Annotated in this window: 13 protein-coding genes; 2 read left to right on the plus strand and 11 right to left on the minus strand. The window is 46.0% G+C overall.

Translation table 11 applies throughout. The features are described 5' to 3' along the window. Positions 1-22: 22 nt before the first annotated feature. Positions 23-631 (plus strand): chorismate lyase, encoded by a 609-nt coding sequence (locus QUA01_RS09590; protein WP_333089319.1) that lies wholly within the window; start codon positions 23-25, stop codon positions 629-631. 94 nt (positions 632-725) lie between these two features. Here the strand turns inward: QUA01_RS09590 and QUA01_RS09595 are convergent, their stop codons facing one another. The 9 genes from QUA01_RS09595 to QUA01_RS09635 all read right to left on the minus strand — a co-directional run bounded on the left by QUA01_RS09595 (position 726) and on the right by QUA01_RS09635 (position 13,959). After that, positions 726-2,042 carry a cytochrome P450 gene (locus tag QUA01_RS09595; RefSeq protein WP_333089318.1) on the minus strand — a complete coding sequence of 439 codons (1,317 nt, stop codon included), beginning with the start codon at positions 2,040-2,042 and terminating at the stop codon, positions 726-728. Between the two features lie 72 nt (positions 2,043-2,114). Further along, a complete protein-coding gene (locus tag QUA01_RS09600) occupies positions 2,115-7,430 on the minus strand; it encodes a PAS domain S-box protein (RefSeq protein WP_333089316.1) in 5,316 nt (1,771 codons plus the stop codon). A gap of 514 nt (positions 7,431-7,944) precedes the next feature. Next, positions 7,945-9,927, minus strand: coding sequence for an ABC transporter ATP-binding protein (locus QUA01_RS09605; RefSeq protein WP_333089315.1), 1,983 nt, complete (start codon positions 9,925-9,927; stop codon positions 7,945-7,947). Positions 9,928-10,197: 270 nt separating this feature from the next. Next, positions 10,198-10,707, minus strand: a complete 510-nt coding sequence (locus QUA01_RS09610; protein WP_333089312.1) for a hypothetical protein — start codon at positions 10,705-10,707, stop codon at positions 10,198-10,200. Between the two features lie 420 nt (positions 10,708-11,127). Next, positions 11,128-11,343 (minus strand): hypothetical protein, encoded by a 216-nt coding sequence (locus tag QUA01_RS09615; RefSeq protein WP_194008835.1) that lies wholly within the window; start codon positions 11,341-11,343, stop codon positions 11,128-11,130. Positions 11,344-11,506: 163 nt separating this feature from the next. Then, on the minus strand, positions 11,507-11,635 hold the full coding sequence (locus tag QUA01_RS09620; protein ID WP_333089311.1) for a DUF3574 domain-containing protein: 129 nt from the start codon (positions 11,633-11,635) through the stop codon (positions 11,507-11,509). 20 nt (positions 11,636-11,655) lie between these two features. Next, positions 11,656-11,730: a hypothetical protein gene (locus tag QUA01_RS09625; protein ID WP_333089517.1), complete on the minus strand. Its 75-nt coding sequence runs from the start codon at positions 11,728-11,730 to the stop codon at positions 11,656-11,658. Between the two features lie 419 nt (positions 11,731-12,149). Further along, complete coding sequence (locus QUA01_RS09630; RefSeq protein WP_333089309.1) at positions 12,150-12,497, minus strand: hypothetical protein; 348 nt, start codon at positions 12,495-12,497, stop codon at positions 12,150-12,152. Positions 12,498-12,876: 379 nt separating this feature from the next. Continuing rightward, positions 12,877-13,959, minus strand: a complete 1,083-nt coding sequence (locus QUA01_RS09635; RefSeq protein WP_333089306.1) for an ABC transporter ATP-binding protein — start codon at positions 13,957-13,959, stop codon at positions 12,877-12,879. Between QUA01_RS09635 and QUA01_RS09640 the strand changes: the two genes are divergently transcribed. After that, the gene (locus QUA01_RS09640; RefSeq protein ID WP_333089304.1) at positions 13,958-14,176 is read left to right on the plus strand and encodes a hypothetical protein; all 219 of its coding nucleotides are present in this window, start codon (positions 13,958-13,960) and stop codon (positions 14,174-14,176) included. The two genes, QUA01_RS09635 and QUA01_RS09640, sit on opposite strands and share 2 nt — an antisense overlap. On the opposite strand, the gene QUA01_RS09645 is transcribed toward QUA01_RS09640, so the two are convergent. Beyond that, on the minus strand, positions 14,166-15,029 hold the full coding sequence (locus tag QUA01_RS09645) for a carbohydrate ABC transporter permease (RefSeq protein ID WP_333089301.1): 864 nt from the start codon (positions 15,027-15,029) through the stop codon (positions 14,166-14,168). The two genes, QUA01_RS09640 and QUA01_RS09645, sit on opposite strands and share 11 nt — an antisense overlap. 91 nt (positions 15,030-15,120) lie before the next feature. Next, positions 15,121-16,014 (minus strand): carbohydrate ABC transporter permease, encoded by an 894-nt coding sequence (locus QUA01_RS09650; RefSeq protein WP_333089516.1) that lies wholly within the window; start codon positions 16,012-16,014, stop codon positions 15,121-15,123. Between the last annotated feature and the right edge of the window lie 231 nt (positions 16,015-16,245).

Consider the following 16,245-nt stretch of genomic DNA (forward strand, 5'->3'; position numbering starts at 1 on the left):
AAATTAAGTTTTGTAAACACCCTTGACTGCAACATTCACATTCAAAAACAACCAAACCTGGCACGCTCTCAACCCCCTGTGGGAAGGAGCAGAAGACGCTGTACAGAGGGGTTTACCCCACACTAAGCTAGCGCCGGCATGGCAAATACTGCTCCTGGGCGACGGTTCCCCCACCCGTCACCTGCAACTGCTGACAGGGGAACCCACAGAAGTAGACGTAATCGATATGTCCTTGGTGGGTGACGATGCAGACGGCGCACCTCAGCAAATTGTCGCGGTGCCCGGGCCGCGCCTCCGCCGCCAAGTGTGGCTGCGAACAGCTTCGGGACAGCGCCTCGCCTACGCGACTTCCTGGTGGGAAGCGAGTCACGTAGATGAATATTTACACAATAAATCTTTACCCATTTGGGCTAGTTTAGCGCGGCTGCGAACAGAATTGTATCGCGACGTGCAAGGCATTTATCTCGGTGATTCGGCGATTTTAGAGTCAGCTTTTGAACAGTCGGGGCCTTTTTGGGGGCGACACTATTTGTTTTGGCATCACGGTAAGCCGCTGACGCTGATTTATGAGGTGTTTTCACCTTATTTAACTAAGTATTTGGGGCCGATGCACTTGGATGTTGATTCATAAAATGCGATCGCTCTTCGAGAACCCTGTTAGATAAAATATCGGAATTATCGATATCTCTGTTCTCTTCCTCTGAGTTCTCTGCGTCCTCTGTGGTTTAATCCTTCAGATTCATAGTTGTTTGCCGAAATTTCACTCGCAAACCGTCGCGCGGGTGCGGAGTCGGTACTCGGATTAAATTCAAATCTTGATCCGGTAACAACTCCCATTCGCACTCCCGAACAATCTTCGCCGCAAACAATTTCATTTCCAAGCGGGCGAACTCTTTTCCCAAACATTCCCGCAAACCGCCGCCGAAGGGCACGTAACTAAAAGGTTTCGCATTTGTCGATCGATCGCCCGTAAATCGATCGGGATCAAAGCGATCGGGTTCGGGATAAACTGCGCTATCCTGATGCGTCTGATTAATTTCATACAAAACGCTCCAACCCTTGGGAATTTCGTAGCCACCGAACTCGCAAGCCTTAATTACCTGCCGAAAACCGCCTCCCACCGGCGGCACCAACCGCAGCACTTCTCGCATCACCTGCTCCAAATAAGTCATTTGTTTGAGCTGTTCCAGAGTTAGCGGTTCAGTTGCAGGAAACTGCTGTTGTTCGGCGCGAATTTTTGCCATTACATCGGGGTTTTGAGCCACGAGAAGACAAAAAGAGGCGATCGCCGAAGTCAGAGTTTCGTGTCCCGCAAACAACAGCAACAGCACTTGATCCTTCAACTCCTCCAAACTCAGAGAAATGCCCTCATCATCGCGAGCGCTAATTAGCAAACCCAAAGCATCATTACCGCCGGGGGTTCCTTGCTGTCTGTCACGAATAATATTTTCTAGTTCAGCTAACAGCAACTTTCTGCCATTTTTAGCTTTGCCAAACCGAGTAAAAGGCAAATCCAAAGGAATAGAAAATAAACCATCCGAGAAAATCTCAAAATAATGTCCTAGCGCAGTATCCGAACCATTGTCAATTCCAACTAACAGCTTGCTTGCAACATCAAAAGTATAATTTCTCAGTTCGGGATACCAAGCAAACTCGCTCATTTGCGTCCACCTTTGCAAGTAGCGCCCCGTGATATCTTCCATCCCGCCGATGTAGCCGGCCAGAGCTCGCGGTTGAAATGCTTGATATAGCAGCTTGCGCCGATTTTGGTGTTCCGAACCCGTTTGCAGCGCCAAGGAAAGGGGCCCTAACAGCGCTTTGGTGCTAGGAGGCCAACTCACAACAAAATACTGGTTTTCATGGCTTAAAACAAACAAATTCGCCTCCTGGCCGCACACAAACACGGTAGGTTGTCCGAAGATGCTGGTTTTGAAAATTGGCCCGTACTGTTGGTGGCGTTTTTTGGCAAATTGAGAATCTTTCAAAAAGTTGAGAGTATCGCCAATTAGCGGTAAACCTAAACTGCCTGGAGGTAATGCCATTTTAGATTTTAAATTTTAGATTTTTAATATTATATCAAACTCTGAGGACTAAAGTCCTCACTACAAACCTATTTAATTTTCTATTCTTTTAATCGGAATCTCGATCGCAAATTCAGTACCTTTCCCCTTCGCCGAAAAACAGTTGATTTTACCTTTGTGTTTTTCGACAATAATTGAATGGGAAATTGCCAAACCCATTCCTGTACCCGAACCGATCGGTTTTGTAGTATAAAAAGGGTCGAATATCCGCTGCTTGACTTGATCGGCGATACCTGAACCATTATCAGAAATTCCAATCACAGCGCAAGTACCTTCTACCTCTGTACGAATGCGGATAATTCCCGGATTTTCCGGCGGATATTGTAAAGCATCGATCGCGTTAGCGATAATATTCATAAACACCTGATTCAACAGTCCGGCGTAGCATTCCACCAGCGGCAATTCTCCATATTCTTTAATGACTTGAATGGCTGCGCGGTCTTGCTGAGCTTTCAGACGGTGTTCTAAAATCATTAATGTGCTGTCGATGCCTTCGTGAATATTAACATCTTTCATCTCCGCTTCATCGAGACGAGAGAAATTCCGCAAACTCCGCACAATATCCCGGATGCGAGTTGCTCCTACCTGCATCGAAGATAGCATTTTTGGCAAGTCGTCGAGCAAGAAATCCAGTTCTAACCGCTCTATTTCTTCCTGAAGATTTGGAGAAGGTTCTGGGTGTTCGTCTCGATACATTTGCAGCAGTTTTATTAGGTTTCCGGTGTATTCTTCAGTGTAGGTTAGATTGCCGAAAATAAAGCTGACTGGGTTATTAATTTCGTGGGCAATTCCTGCTACCATCTGACCGAGACTGGACATTTTTTCGGCTTGGACGAGTTGAGTTTGAGCTTGCTGGAGTTCGCACAGAGTTGTTTCGAGTTGGGCAGTTTGTTCTTGCGCGCTCCGGGCTGAATCGACGCTTTGAGTGTAGAGTTCCGCTTGATTAATGGCGATCGCCAATTGATTGCCCACCGCCACTAACAGTTCCACTTCCTCATCGCTCCAACACCGCACTCCGCTAGAAGCGCTACAGGAAATTACCCCAATTTTACCAGCCGATGTTTGAACCGGAATGTTCAGCAGAGAGTGGTATCCTATATAACTGAAAAACTCCCGCTCTACTGGATCGGTAACAGTCTCAAAATCATCGATCCGAATTATTTCCAAATTAGCAATTCGCTCCGCATGAGAACCAGTTGCAGTAACAGGAAATACACCTAAAAGTGAATAAAGATTGGCATTTTTTGCTTCGTACTGCACGTCCCAAATTGGCGGTGATGCCTCTGCATGATACCAAATAAACAGGCAGCTATCGAGCATCAGCAAATCGCGAATCTGCTGCACAGTTGTTGCCAAAATAGTATCTAAATCCAACGATTTGCGGATATTGCTAGCTAGTTGGTTCAGCAATATTTCCTGCTCTGCTAATTTGCGAAATCTTGCTTCCGACTCTTGCAACTGTCTTTGAGATTCTTTTTGTTTTGTAACGTCCAAACCTAAACCTATCAACCCGATCGCCCTGCCACAATCATCTTTGATTTGAGTTTTAATTGTCTCCACCTGGTGATACTCGCCGTCAGCCAACTGGAGCAATTCTTCAGAATAACAGGGAGTCTCTTGGCTCCACGCTTGCGCGTCAGATGCCATGCAGTTAGCAGATGCTTCTAATCCCAAAACTTCGGAATAGTGAGAAGCTGCCAAAAATTGATCTTCGGATACAGCGACATCTTCGCAGAAAGTTTTGTTAACTAATAACATCCGCCCGCTAGGATTTGCCATCCACACCCAGATCGGAGCGTTATCAATAATTGTCCTCATAGTTTGCTTTTGGGCGGCGAGAGCCATTTCTGTTTGTTTGCGCTTGATTCCCAAGGCGATCGAATCAACACTTGATGCTAAAGCAATTAGTATTGATTCCTGCAACTCGTGGCGAGCAAACATCGCGATTACTCCCAGCAACTGATTGTCAACAATTAGGGGATATCCAGCAAAAGCTACCATTCCTTCTCGTTTCGCCCATTCTTTGTCACTGACTCTGGGATCTGTTTCCACAGAATTAGTGATGTGAGGTTTTCGCTCTCGGGCGATTAAACCAATCTTGAACTGGCCGACAGCAATGCGGCTATGAGCGCCGTCAATGTGAGTATACATCCCCCCGCTTGCTTGCAATTCCAAGACATTTCCCTCTTCATTCAGCGTCCAAATCCGAGCAAACGCAGCATCCAAATGGCGCACAACTGCATCGGTGCAATATTGCAAAGTTGCAGGCAAAGTCTGGTTTTGAGTGAGAGCAATTCCCACATCTGCTGTGAACAAAGAAAGTTTCAATTGTTCTGCTAAAGCTTGTTCTGCTATTTTGCGCTCTGTAATGTCCGTAGCAGCACCGAGACGCTGGTGAATTTTTCCATCCTCTGTTCTGCTAAATACAACATTCCGGCCGACTAACCAGTGCCAACAATTCTGTCGATCGCGCAGCCGATATTCGTACTCAACAACCTCGCCGTCGGGAGCATTTTCTAATTGCTGCAAATATTCGGGATATTTAGCTAAATCATCAGGGTGGATAATGGTAGATAACAGACTGCTGCCCATTTGTTCAACTTCTTCGGCCGTATAGCCGAGGATGTCAGTGATTTTGCGGTTGCTGTAGACATTTCGCTGCTCAGTTTCGTCGTAAACATAGAGAATATTCGGACTGGTATTGGCAATTCGCTCAACAAAATGCTGGCTGGCTTGCAGCGCTGCTTCTGCAAGTTTTCGATCCGTAATGTCGATCGAATTACCAATTATGCGGTAGATGCTGCCAGAGGCATCCCGCAGCGGTGTCAGAGTGACGATATACCAGCGTTCTGCGCCTTCTAACTCGGTGCTGGTTTCGTAAGCAATCGAGCTGCCGGCTGTCAAACAATCTACGTAACTTTGTCGAAAAATTGCTGCTATTGGCGGGGGAAAAATTTCTTCTGGGGTTTTGCCTTTGAAATCAGCACTCAAAATACCTGTAGACGCTTCTGCAGCAGCATTCCAGCCAGCGTAGCTAAACTCTCTTTCTGCGCCGACATCTATTACGAAAATAGGTTGATTAGAGCCGTTATAGATGCTGTTTAAAAATTCTTCTTGTTCGCGCAATTGGATTTCGGCTTTTTTGCGTTCTGTAATGTCGCTGCAACTGCCGACAACGCGATAAATTTTGCCCGATCCGTCCCGCAGCGGAGTCAGAGTTACGATCGACCACATTTCTCTAGCGTCAAAACTAACGGGATATTCGCGGGAAAGCGAGCTGCCTCTTTCCAAACAGTCGATCAAATTCTGCCGGAACATTGCTGCTGTAAATGGATCGAAAAGCTCTTGGGGAGTTTTGCCACGCCCGAATTCGCTGCTGATGCCACTGAGTAAGTCGGATGCTGGGTTCCAGCCGGCGTAGCGAAACTCTCCATCTGCACCGATATCTATTACGAAAATGCTGTAGTCTACGCCGTCGTAAATGCTGCCCAAAAATTCTTTTTGCTGCTGTATTTCTTGTTCTGTGATTTTGCTCTCTGTAATATCCGAGTGTATTCCCACCCACAGGCGAACGCTGCCGTCTGCGTTCAATAGGGGCACAGCGCGCACGCTCATGTACCTGTACTCGCCGTCGTGCCGCAGCAAGCGGTGTTCTATTGCGAATAAGATGCAGTTGGCAACTGCATCAGACCACATCCTGGCAGTATATTCTCTGTCGTCTGGATGGACGTGATTGAGCCACCCCCAGCCTTTAAGTTCGTGGTAAGTCGCTCCTGTGAATGCACTCCATCCTATTTGTTCGGTGACAAATTCGCCTGCTGCTTGAGTATCCCAAACAATTTGGGATGTGGCTGTAATTAAGCAGCGATAGCGTTCCTCGCTTTCTTCCAAGGCTTTTTCTGCTTGTTTGCGATCGCTAATATTGCGAGCAACTCCGACTACACCGATGATGTTTCCGAGTCGATCGCGCAAAGGACTTTTGGTAGAGAGAAATGTTCGGATGTTACCCTCGCTATCTTTTCCTGCTTCCTCGATCGTTTCCTCAATCCCAGATTGCCACACCCGGCGGTCATTTTCCACCAGCATATCTGCAATCTCCGGCGGAAATAATTCTGCATCTTTTTTGCCAATAATTTCCGATTTTGGCAAGCCAATAATGGCTGCAGCCTGAGAATTTACCAATAGGTGGCGGCCCTGAATATCTTTGACAAAAATGCTGTCACCTGTACTTTCGATGACGCTTTCCAAGAGGATGTTTTTCTCTAGTAGCGCGGCTTCTATTTCTTTGCGATCGCTGATGTCGCGAGATATGCCCACAACGCCGATAAATTTTCCTTCCGAGTCACGCCAAGGGTATTTTGCTGTGAGAAACGTTCGCACAACTCCGTTTTGTGGTATGTCTTCTTCATAAGTAAAACATTCTCCCGTAGCAGTCACTCTGCGGTCTCCTTCGATAACTTGAGCGGGTATTTCACCCGGAAATAATGCTGAATCGTCTTTGCCTATAATGGCCTCGATCGGTTTTCCAGAAAATTGAGCTACTGCAGAATTTGCGATCGCGTACCGGCCTTGAATATCCTTGACAAAAATGAGATCCGGCGTGCTTTCTATCACGGAACGCAAAATAGAATTGCTGTGTTGGAGAGACTCTTGGGCTTGTTTGCGATCGGTAACGTCGCGGCCGATCGCGTACATCAATTCTTCCTCGCAGAAAGGGCTAGCATTCCAGGCTATCCACTTGTAAGACCCATTTTGACACCGCCAGCGGTTTTCAAACCCAACGGTATTGTTTCCCGTAGCAATGCTTTCAGCTTGTTTTAAAGTAGTTTCGCGATCGTCTGGATGCACGAATTCAATGAAGAGTTGGCCAACCATTTCGGCTGGGGAATAGCCGAGGATTTTTTCTGCTGCTGGGTTGATGCGTTTGAAATAACCGTCAAAACCAATGACGCACAACATATCTGGCGAGAGACTAAAAAAGCGATCGCCCTCGTCAGTTTTGCCCGATTGGCGATCGTTTTTCTTAGCAGCAGAGTTGTTCCATCCCGCTGCTGCAGCCAGCAGGACAATATTTGCTATTACCAAAAATGCCAGGGCGATCGGGCGATCGTACAAACCATAGGCACCGCTTGCTACCAGCCACCCGTTTAGTAGCAGCAGTACGACTATCAAAACTGAGAATTGGCTGCTGCGGGCGATCGTCTCTAAGTTGATGTTTTTTTTATACAGCATTCTGGATTTAGTCTTTTGTTTTCTGTTGACTTCTGCAGCCGTGATTTCTCTCAACCGCATTGGCAGAAAGTGCAACAATTTATTATTTCTTTTTCTGATATGAACTGAATCTGTCATTTGTTCACTCCAAAATCAAGAGGAATATTGGCTGTTGAAAACTTACAATAAAAATGTTTAAATAGTGTAAAATATTTTAAATTTGCGAGTTTTAGCATTGTAAGTCCTACCTAAATCTCAGCATTCCCACAAGCGAATTAAGTATATTTACGCAATTAGCAGTGATTTTTGATAGCTAACGCACCTATTTTATGATTTTTTTTCAACAGGCTTAGAGGGTTTATTTCTTATAATGCACTAAACATTGCTGTCAGTCATTGGACATTTGGCCTAATCTAGCTAGTCCCGACACAAAAATTAATTATCTACAGTAAATTAGAAGCGCATTGTTAAATGATATCATGTCCGGCCGATTGCCAAAACAAAAAGGGTTCGCGCGTGCGAACCAAATCTTATCGAGGTACGCGGGCGAGCAATTCCGGATAAAATTGCCAATCGCGGACAGATATTGAAATAATCTGCGTCCATAAGTGTAAATGGGTCTTAATCTGCAGTCAGCCTCGCGATCGAAGATTTAGGCACTCTTGTCTGCTGCTTTGCGACCTAATTGCTGTTGGCGAATGCGTTCCAAATTGCCCGCCGGAATAGCAGCTATAAGTTGCTTGGTGTAAGCTTGTTGCGGTTGGCGGTAAATGCGATCGGCTGTGCCAATTTCCTCGATTTTACCTTTGTTCATGACGATCGCCCGATCGCTCATAAACTTAACCACACTCAAATCGTGAGAAATAAAAATATAAGTCAGTCCAAACTCTGTTTGCAACTCCTTGAGCAAATTTAAAACTTGCGCCTGTACCGACACATCTAAGGCAGAAACCGACTCATCGCAAATAATAAACTTTGGATTCAAAGCCAAAGCTCTAGCAATACAAATTCGCTGCCGCTGTCCGCCAGAAAACTCGTGGGGGTAGCGCCGCATAATATCGGGATTCAAACCCACTCTATCCAACAAATAAGCCGCGCGATCGCGCTGTTCTTTCTGGTTCTTGCCAAAGCGGTGAATCACCATCGGTTCCATCACCGCCGCCCCAACACTCAGGCGCGGATCGAGAGAACTAAAAGGGTCTTGAAAAATAATTTGCAAATCGCGCCGCAGCCACCGCAATTTGCGATCGTACTCTTTTTGCCTTTGATAATTAGCGATCCACTGCCCTCTCGCACTACTTTTCGCAGGAGGAGTAATTTCTTGACCTTCAAAAAATACTTTACCGCTGGCGATCGGAATTAATTGCAACAAAGCTCTTGCTAAAGTTGATTTTCCGCAGCCGGATTCGCCCACCAAACCCAAAGTTTCCCCAGGATAAACCTCAAAAGAAATATCGTTTACCGCCATAAACAAGCGTTTAGTTTCGCCAAACATTCCCTGCACGGGAAAACCGACTCGCAAATTATTAACAGCTAACAAAGGCTGGGAAATATTCGGCAGCCTGGGCGGTTTTCCGGTGGCAAAAGCGGAAAGTCCGCCGCTACTGTCGCCGTCTAAATCGATATTTTTCTCGACAATTACTAATTCGCCGTTGGCATTTGTGCTGACATCCATAAAATCGGAAACCGTCGGTAAGCGGCGCCTTTGCCGATCGAGAGTTGGGCGGCAAGCTAACAGACCTTTTGTGTAAGGATGTTGGGGATTGCTGAAAATTTGTTCGATCGCAGCGCACTCAACAATCTTGCCTCGGTACATCACCGCCACCGTATCGGCAATTTCAGCAATGACGCTCAAATCGTGGGTAATAAAAATCATTGCCATGCCTCTAGAGTCCCGCAACTCGCGCAGCAAAGCTAAGATTGTGGCTTGGACGGTTACGTCTAAAGCCGTGGTAGGTTCGTCAGCAATTAATAATGTCGGATTGCAGGAAATGGCCATTGCAATCATCACGCGCTGGATTTGACCGCCGGAGAGTTCGTGGGGGTAGCGATCGAGCATAGCTTGTTTTTGGCCGTTGATGAGCTGCATCAAATCGCGATCGTCCTCCCGAACAGCTTCTTGCTGCCGGGCCAAACACGTTTGCCGGAGTTCTTCGTCGCCCGGTAGCAGCTTCACCTCTTGCAGCAGCGAAGCAGCTTTGCGCCGCGCTTGTGTCTGCGATACTTTTTGGTGCAGACAAATGGCTTCTGTGAGTTGAAATCCGATCGTGTAAACAGGATTTAGCGAACTCATCGGCTCTTGAAAAATCGTCGCAATCTGGCTGCCCCGGTAGGTTTGTTTTTCCCTGTCCGGCATGGCCAACAGATTCACGGGCCCGTGGCTAGCGCCGTCTTTGGTGGGAGAAAACCAAATTTCGCCTTCTATCTTCGTTGACGAACTAGACAGCAAATTCATCACGGCCAGGGATGTTACCGATTTTCCTGACCCCGATTCTCCCACGATGCCCAGAGTTTGCCCTCGCTTGACCTCAAACGAAACGCCGTCAACAGCTTTGACTGTTGCAGACGCATCGGCGGAGGCGGCAGATGGAAATTCAACCCGCAGGTTGCGAACTTCGAGGACGGTTTCACTCATGGATATCTACGGCAAAAGTTAAATACAGATTAAGTGGATTGTAGCAGGGCTCGCTCAAGGCAGAAGGCAGGGGGAAAGTCTGAATTTTTAAATTAGAAATTTTTTAACTAATGGCGATTTTCGCGCTGATGAGTGAAATATAGATGCTTGGGTAGTAGGGACACGGCACTGCTGTGTCCCTACTATATTTCATAGAATGAAAAACTGCGATCGAACTCAAAACTGACAAGTCGGAACTACTTAAGTGCCTTCTGACAGAGAGGAATTTTCTCAAAAACCTATGACTTGAGTGTCAGCAGGCAGTGCAGTGGCCTCGGAGACCTTTTTAAACACGGTTGCTTGCTCGTTTAAGGAATTAGGTCTCGCCTGTCCGGGATTGGTGCCTTGCAACTGAAGGCGCATTTGTCCTTCGGGAGTCAATTCAAAAACAGTTTCAACGGTTTCTGTGCTGCTGAGGCCAACATCCAGGTGCATCGGTTTTTCACCGAGATTCACTTTGTATCTCATTTCTTTGGCGCGGGCTGCTCCGTCGGGGCCTTTAGCCATGAGAAACAATTTGCCTTCTGGGGCGAAGACGAAGGTGAAAGACTGACCGGATGGGACTGTACCTTGCCATTGACCTAGGAGTTGCTGGTCGATGTTGCTAGCGGCCGGGGGGGCTGCTTCGGTAATTGTTGGTTCTGCTGCGGATGCCGGGCCCGGTGAAGCGTTGAAGCTGGCGAGGATGCCGAAGCAAATGCCACTTGCGATCGCTTTGCCAATCATTTTTGAATTAGACATGAGACCGATCTAAAAATTGGTTATTCTTTTGTACACTCTAGCGGTTAAAGCGTAAATTGTTTAGCTTTAATTTCTTTTAGAGATAGATATATAGCCTTTCAAGCTCTCATAGGAGGTACTAGGCGGCATGGGCCTCCGTGGGCATAGGCCTCCGTGGGCATACCTCACTTTTTTGAGAACCGCTATAGGTGGATATTCAAACCTGCAACGCGGTTCTCATCCCAGATTAAAGCTTGTCTTGAGCTTGTTGAAGAATCACGGGCTGTCAGTTTTTTTGTGGTAAAGTCCAATACCAAGCTGGCTTTAAAGGCACAGCTCGCTGTCCTAAGTCGATCGTTCTCAACCCAGAACAGCTAACTGACTGTCGCGTTCAGGAGCGCCACCAGAGAATTTTGTCCTTCTGCTATTAATGCTATTTCATTAGTTGCGTTCAGGAGCGCGATCGACTTGTTCTGTTTCAGATTGTGTCTGAGATTGTTGCGCTGCTTCCTGTTGATTTTCCGAGCGTTTAGTTCGCTCCAAAGCCTCTGCGTAAGACCAAGCTACGCTCACAATAAAAGCTTTGGCAATGCCGTCAAAATTTTTGGAATCATCGCTTTCGGGCGCTGGTGCTTTTGGGTTGCCGTCGTCCGTCATATTTTTGTTTTCTCCAGGGCTGGTTTTTCTAGCAATTGGCAGGCAATGTGCGATCGATACCCACAAACTTTGATTTTTCTTGCACCCGCACCCTACTGATCTTTGAGGATATGACCTCGCTCACCATAAATAATATCATAAATACGGTAATTGCCCGATCGCATCAGAAAGAAATCTTAACTTCGCTGATTGTCCGCAGCACTGACTCCTGCTGAAAACTGCGCTTGTAGCTGCCGATAATTTCATGAATAGATTTAGTTTTTTGCGGGCTATTTTCATAAATTAAAATCACTATGTTTGATTTTTCTATAATCAGAATTTCCGAAATGTTAAAGACTGCCCGGAGCCGTCTAATACAGTTAGTCCTTCCCGAAAATGAGGGGTGATAGCTGTCTTGACAAACTGCTGCTATTTTGATTCCTAAACAATCTCGCCTCCCGGTTTAGTTAAACCAAAACACAGTTCATCTTTGAGGCAATTTGTTTGCTGTTAGGATCGGAACTTTCCGGCAGTTTAGCGCGGGCAATTGTCGCCGGAAACACAGGCAGGACTAACAGCAGACAAGTCAAACCAAGACTGTGAATATGTTTGTTTATATATTATTTTTAACGCTTCGTTGCTTAAACTACTGGCAAACATACACGCACCAAAACTGTCAATACCAATAAAGTTTGTATCTTACATCGTTTAAAATAATTTAAAAGTTAAATTTAGCTAAAAAAATAGTGCGAGATGTGAGGTTAAATGCACATCTTGCACTATATTAGGAACGGGATTTTCGGCCCTTGCCACCAAAAAAACTATTCCTAATCCTTTAATTCGCGGATACTTCTCTTAGCGGTGTCTTGGTACATTTCCCCAAATTCTTTCACAGCAGCTCCTGCTTCTTGCCCGATCTTTTGAGCTCTCTCGCCCGGTTCGTTTTTAGTTTCGCGAGCTTCTTGTCTCCATTCCCGAGTTGTTTGAGGTCTGTCAGGATTGTTGAGATCCCCATTTGAACCGACTTGTGCGTTATAAGCTTTGTTGCTGTTTCCCGCATCAACATTCGTTGTCATCAGCATGAAACCGACTAAGACAACACTCAAAAAACTCTTGATTTGAAAGCCCTTCAGCAGGGAATTGATGCGAGCGATCGCTGTAGAAATCAAATTCATCTCGGTAATACTCCGTCAGTTAATTGGCGATAATTTTCAACATTTTTTCATCTAATTGACTCGCTCCAAAATCCGCAGCTAACGCCAGCTTAAGCCGAACTTAGCTTTTAGATCCTGTCCGTTCGATTTACCGCAATCGACCGGAAATGATGTTACTTGCAATTAGCCACATCAATAGAGTTATAGGTGAGCGATAAAATCTCTTCAACACCAAACCCATGTGTGAGTCAACTAGCTTTTTCAAACACAAATATCACGTTAACAGCATCAAAATGCTTCTACCTCTTACTAAAGTCATAAGTTAGTTAGAAGCCGAACAACCAAAATTCAGCACATAGTTAGACAAATTTAGCTCGATCGCGCTATACAAGAGCGATTTTTATTGCAGCCGATCGCCCGTTCTGACATCAAACCAGTGCAGGAACTGAGCCGGCAAAACCAGCTCGACAATTTCAGAGTTCCACTGGCGGTCATTTGGCACCAAAAGCCGCACTGTTACCGACTCCACACCCTTAACTCGGACGCTAACCAAATTTTGCATTCCCAAGTTTTCCACTAAATAAACCTCACCTTTAATTGCCTCTGGGGCCGCTATCTTGCCGGCCTCTGCATCTGCAAAACCGACGTGTTCCGGGCGAATTCCCAAGACAATCTGTGGCGGCACACTAGGCCAATTTGGCAAAGGAACTTTAAAATCGCCCAACATCGCCGAATTTCCCTGGCATTTAAGCTCAAACAAATTCATTTGCGGGCTGCCCACAAAACCCGCGACAAATTGATTGGCAGGACGGTTATAAATTAAGTGTGGGGGATCTAGTTGCTGGACAGTACCACTGTTGAGAACTGCGACTTTTGTAGAAAGCGTCATTGCTTCGGTTTGGTCGTGAGTTACGTACACTACAGGAGCTTTTTGTGATGTAAATAATTGTTTGAGTTCTGCCCTCACTTTTTCCCGCAATAATGCGTCGAGATTGCTCAAGGGTTCGTCGAGCAAAAATACTTCGGGTTGGCGCACTAAGGCGCGTCCTAGGGCTACTCTCTGCCGCTGTCCGCCTGATAATTTACCGGGTTTGCGATCGATTAATTCCGTCAATCCGAGGGATGTTGCAACTTCCGTCACTAACCGGTTGATTTCGCCGGAGGAGATTTTGCGAAGTTTGAGGCTGGATGCCATATTTTCGTATACTGTCATGTGCGGATAAAGCGCGTAACTTTGAAACACCATTGCAATATCCCGATCGCCCGGTCTGAGAGATGTCACATTGCGATCGCCAATTCTAATCTCGCCGCGAGTTGGCTGTTCCAATCCTGCAATCAACCGCAGCGTGGTAGATTTGCCACACCCGGAGGGCCCCAGCAAGGTGAGAAATTCGCCTTCGCTGACTTCTAAGCTAATATCTTTTACCGGTACAACTTTGGGGCTGTAGGTTTTATTGAGGTTTTTTAGTTGTAGTTTTGCCATGATTTTTATAAGGAAGAGGGAAGAAGGAAGAGGGAAGAAGGAAGAAGGAAGAGGGAAGAAGGAAGAGGGAATAGAGAAGAAAGAATTACTAACCGCGAAGGCGCGAAGGGCGCGAAGGAAGAGGGAAGAATCTAACTCGGAGGGCCCGCACGTACCATCCATCGCCCCTACCAACTGCCAACTGCCAACTGCCAACTGCCAACTGACTATCCTTTGACTGCTCCGGCTGTTAAACCTTGGACAATGCGCCGCTGGAACACCAAAACCAGGAAAACTAAGGGTAGGGTTCCTAAAACGGTGGCGGCGGCGATCGGGCCGTAAGGGATTTCAAAGACTGACACCCCGCTGAGTTGAGCGGTAGCAACGGGGATTGTTTTCATGGATTCGCGAGTTATAAATGTCAGGGCAAATATAAATTCGTTCCAAGCTGAAATAAATGTCAAGATTCCGGTTGTGACTAAGGCGGGAAATGTCATCGGTAGCACGATTTGCCACAGCATTTGAAAAGTGTTGTAGCCGTCAACTTTTGCCGCATCTTCTAAATCTTTTGGCAGTTGTTGAAAGAAACTCCGCATTACCAAAATTGTCAAGGGCAAGTTGATAGCTGTGTAAGGAATAATTAAGGCTAAATAATTATTTCCTAAACTCAAAGCTTTGACTATTTCTAACAAACCCAAGAAGAGCAGCACCGCCGGAAATAGCGTCACAATTGTTACAATTGCCAAAATGATTCTCTCGCCCCACAGCCGCAACCTAGCCAAAGCGTAAGCTGCAGGCGCGCCTACAGCTAAACACAGCAATGTGGAAGTAATGGAAACAAAAGTGCTATTTAAAATGTAAAGTGCAAAGGGGCGGCGTTGGAACAAGGAGATGTAATGCTCGAAGGTGATTTGTTTGGGTATGTAGACGTTGGGAATTGCTGAAATATCTGCATTTATTTTGAAAGATGTCAGTACCTGCCAGACAATGGGTGCGAGGAAATATGCGACGATTAATATCGCTGAGATTGGCAAGATTAGTTGCCGGATGTCAAAGGTTTTTTTGTTAGATTGTTCGCGGGCGATCGACATAATTTATACCAATGAAAGGAAAAATTCAAACCGTTCAGCAATCTAAAATTTACAATCTACAATCCTCAAATCTAAAATCTCAAATCTAAAATCAATTGATGCGGGCTCTAGATAACAGATAAGCGGCGATCGCCACTGCAGCAACCAACAGCAAAAAAGTACACACCACCAAAGCCGCCCCGTAGCCAAAGTCTAAATACCTCATTACCGTGCTGTAAATGTAGATAGAAACCGTCTCCGTTGCCCCCGCCGGCCCCCCTCCCGTCATCACCTGAATCAAGTCAAAAATGCCAAAAGCTTGGGCAAATCGAAACAGCATAGCAATCACAATTTGGGGCATCAGCAGCGGCCAGGTAATTTGACGAAAACTCTGCCAACTACTCGCGCCGTCAATGGCGTGTGCTTCATACAAATCACCGGGAATCGATTGCAATCCCGCTAACAAAAGCAGGCTGACAAATGGCGTAGTTTTCCACACATCCGCTGTAATCACTGCCATCATTGCCAAAGTCGGATCTCCCAACCAGCTAATGCTATTTTTGATCAATCCCAAGCGGATTAAAATATCATTAATTACGCCGTATTGGTCATTAAAAATCCACGCCCAAGCTACACCCATTAATGCAGTCGGCAGCGCCCAAGGCAGTAAGGAAATTGTCCGCACGATCGCGCGCCCTCTGAAAGATTGATTTAAGACTAAGGCAATGCCCATGCCGATAATTAATTCCAGCACAACAGAGGCGACTGTAAATATTGCGGTATTGCTTAAAGTTTGCCAGAAACGCCCGTCGCCTAACATTCGACTGTAGTTAGCAAAACCGGAAAAAACCAGTTTTAATTCTGTACCGAGATTTTGGGTGAATAAACTTAGCCAAAAAGCGCGTAATATTGGGTAAGCAAATACTAGCAGCAGAATTATCAATGCTGGTGCTACTAATATCCATCCGGTTTTTTGTTCGCGCTGTCGCATTTTGTCTAATTGCATATTTGATATCAAATCCGTTAGTATCGGAATAGTAAATTTACTGTTGACTGTTGACTGTTGACTGTTGACTGTTAATTGTTGACTGTTGACTGTTGACATCATGTATGAGTGCAACCGGAATTGATATGAATCTCTAATTTCTTCCTCATTTCCCAGTTCATGGTTCTTCCAGTCCGCAGAGGGGGACATTGTTTGTATAGCCCCGAATTCCATTCGGCTGGTTCCATTCTG

Origin of the sequence: Microcoleus sp. S36a_B3 (genome assembly GCF_036700745.1) — a bacterium.
In the GTDB taxonomy this organism is placed as follows: Bacteria; Cyanobacteriota; Cyanobacteriia; order Cyanobacteriales; family Microcoleaceae; genus Microcoleus.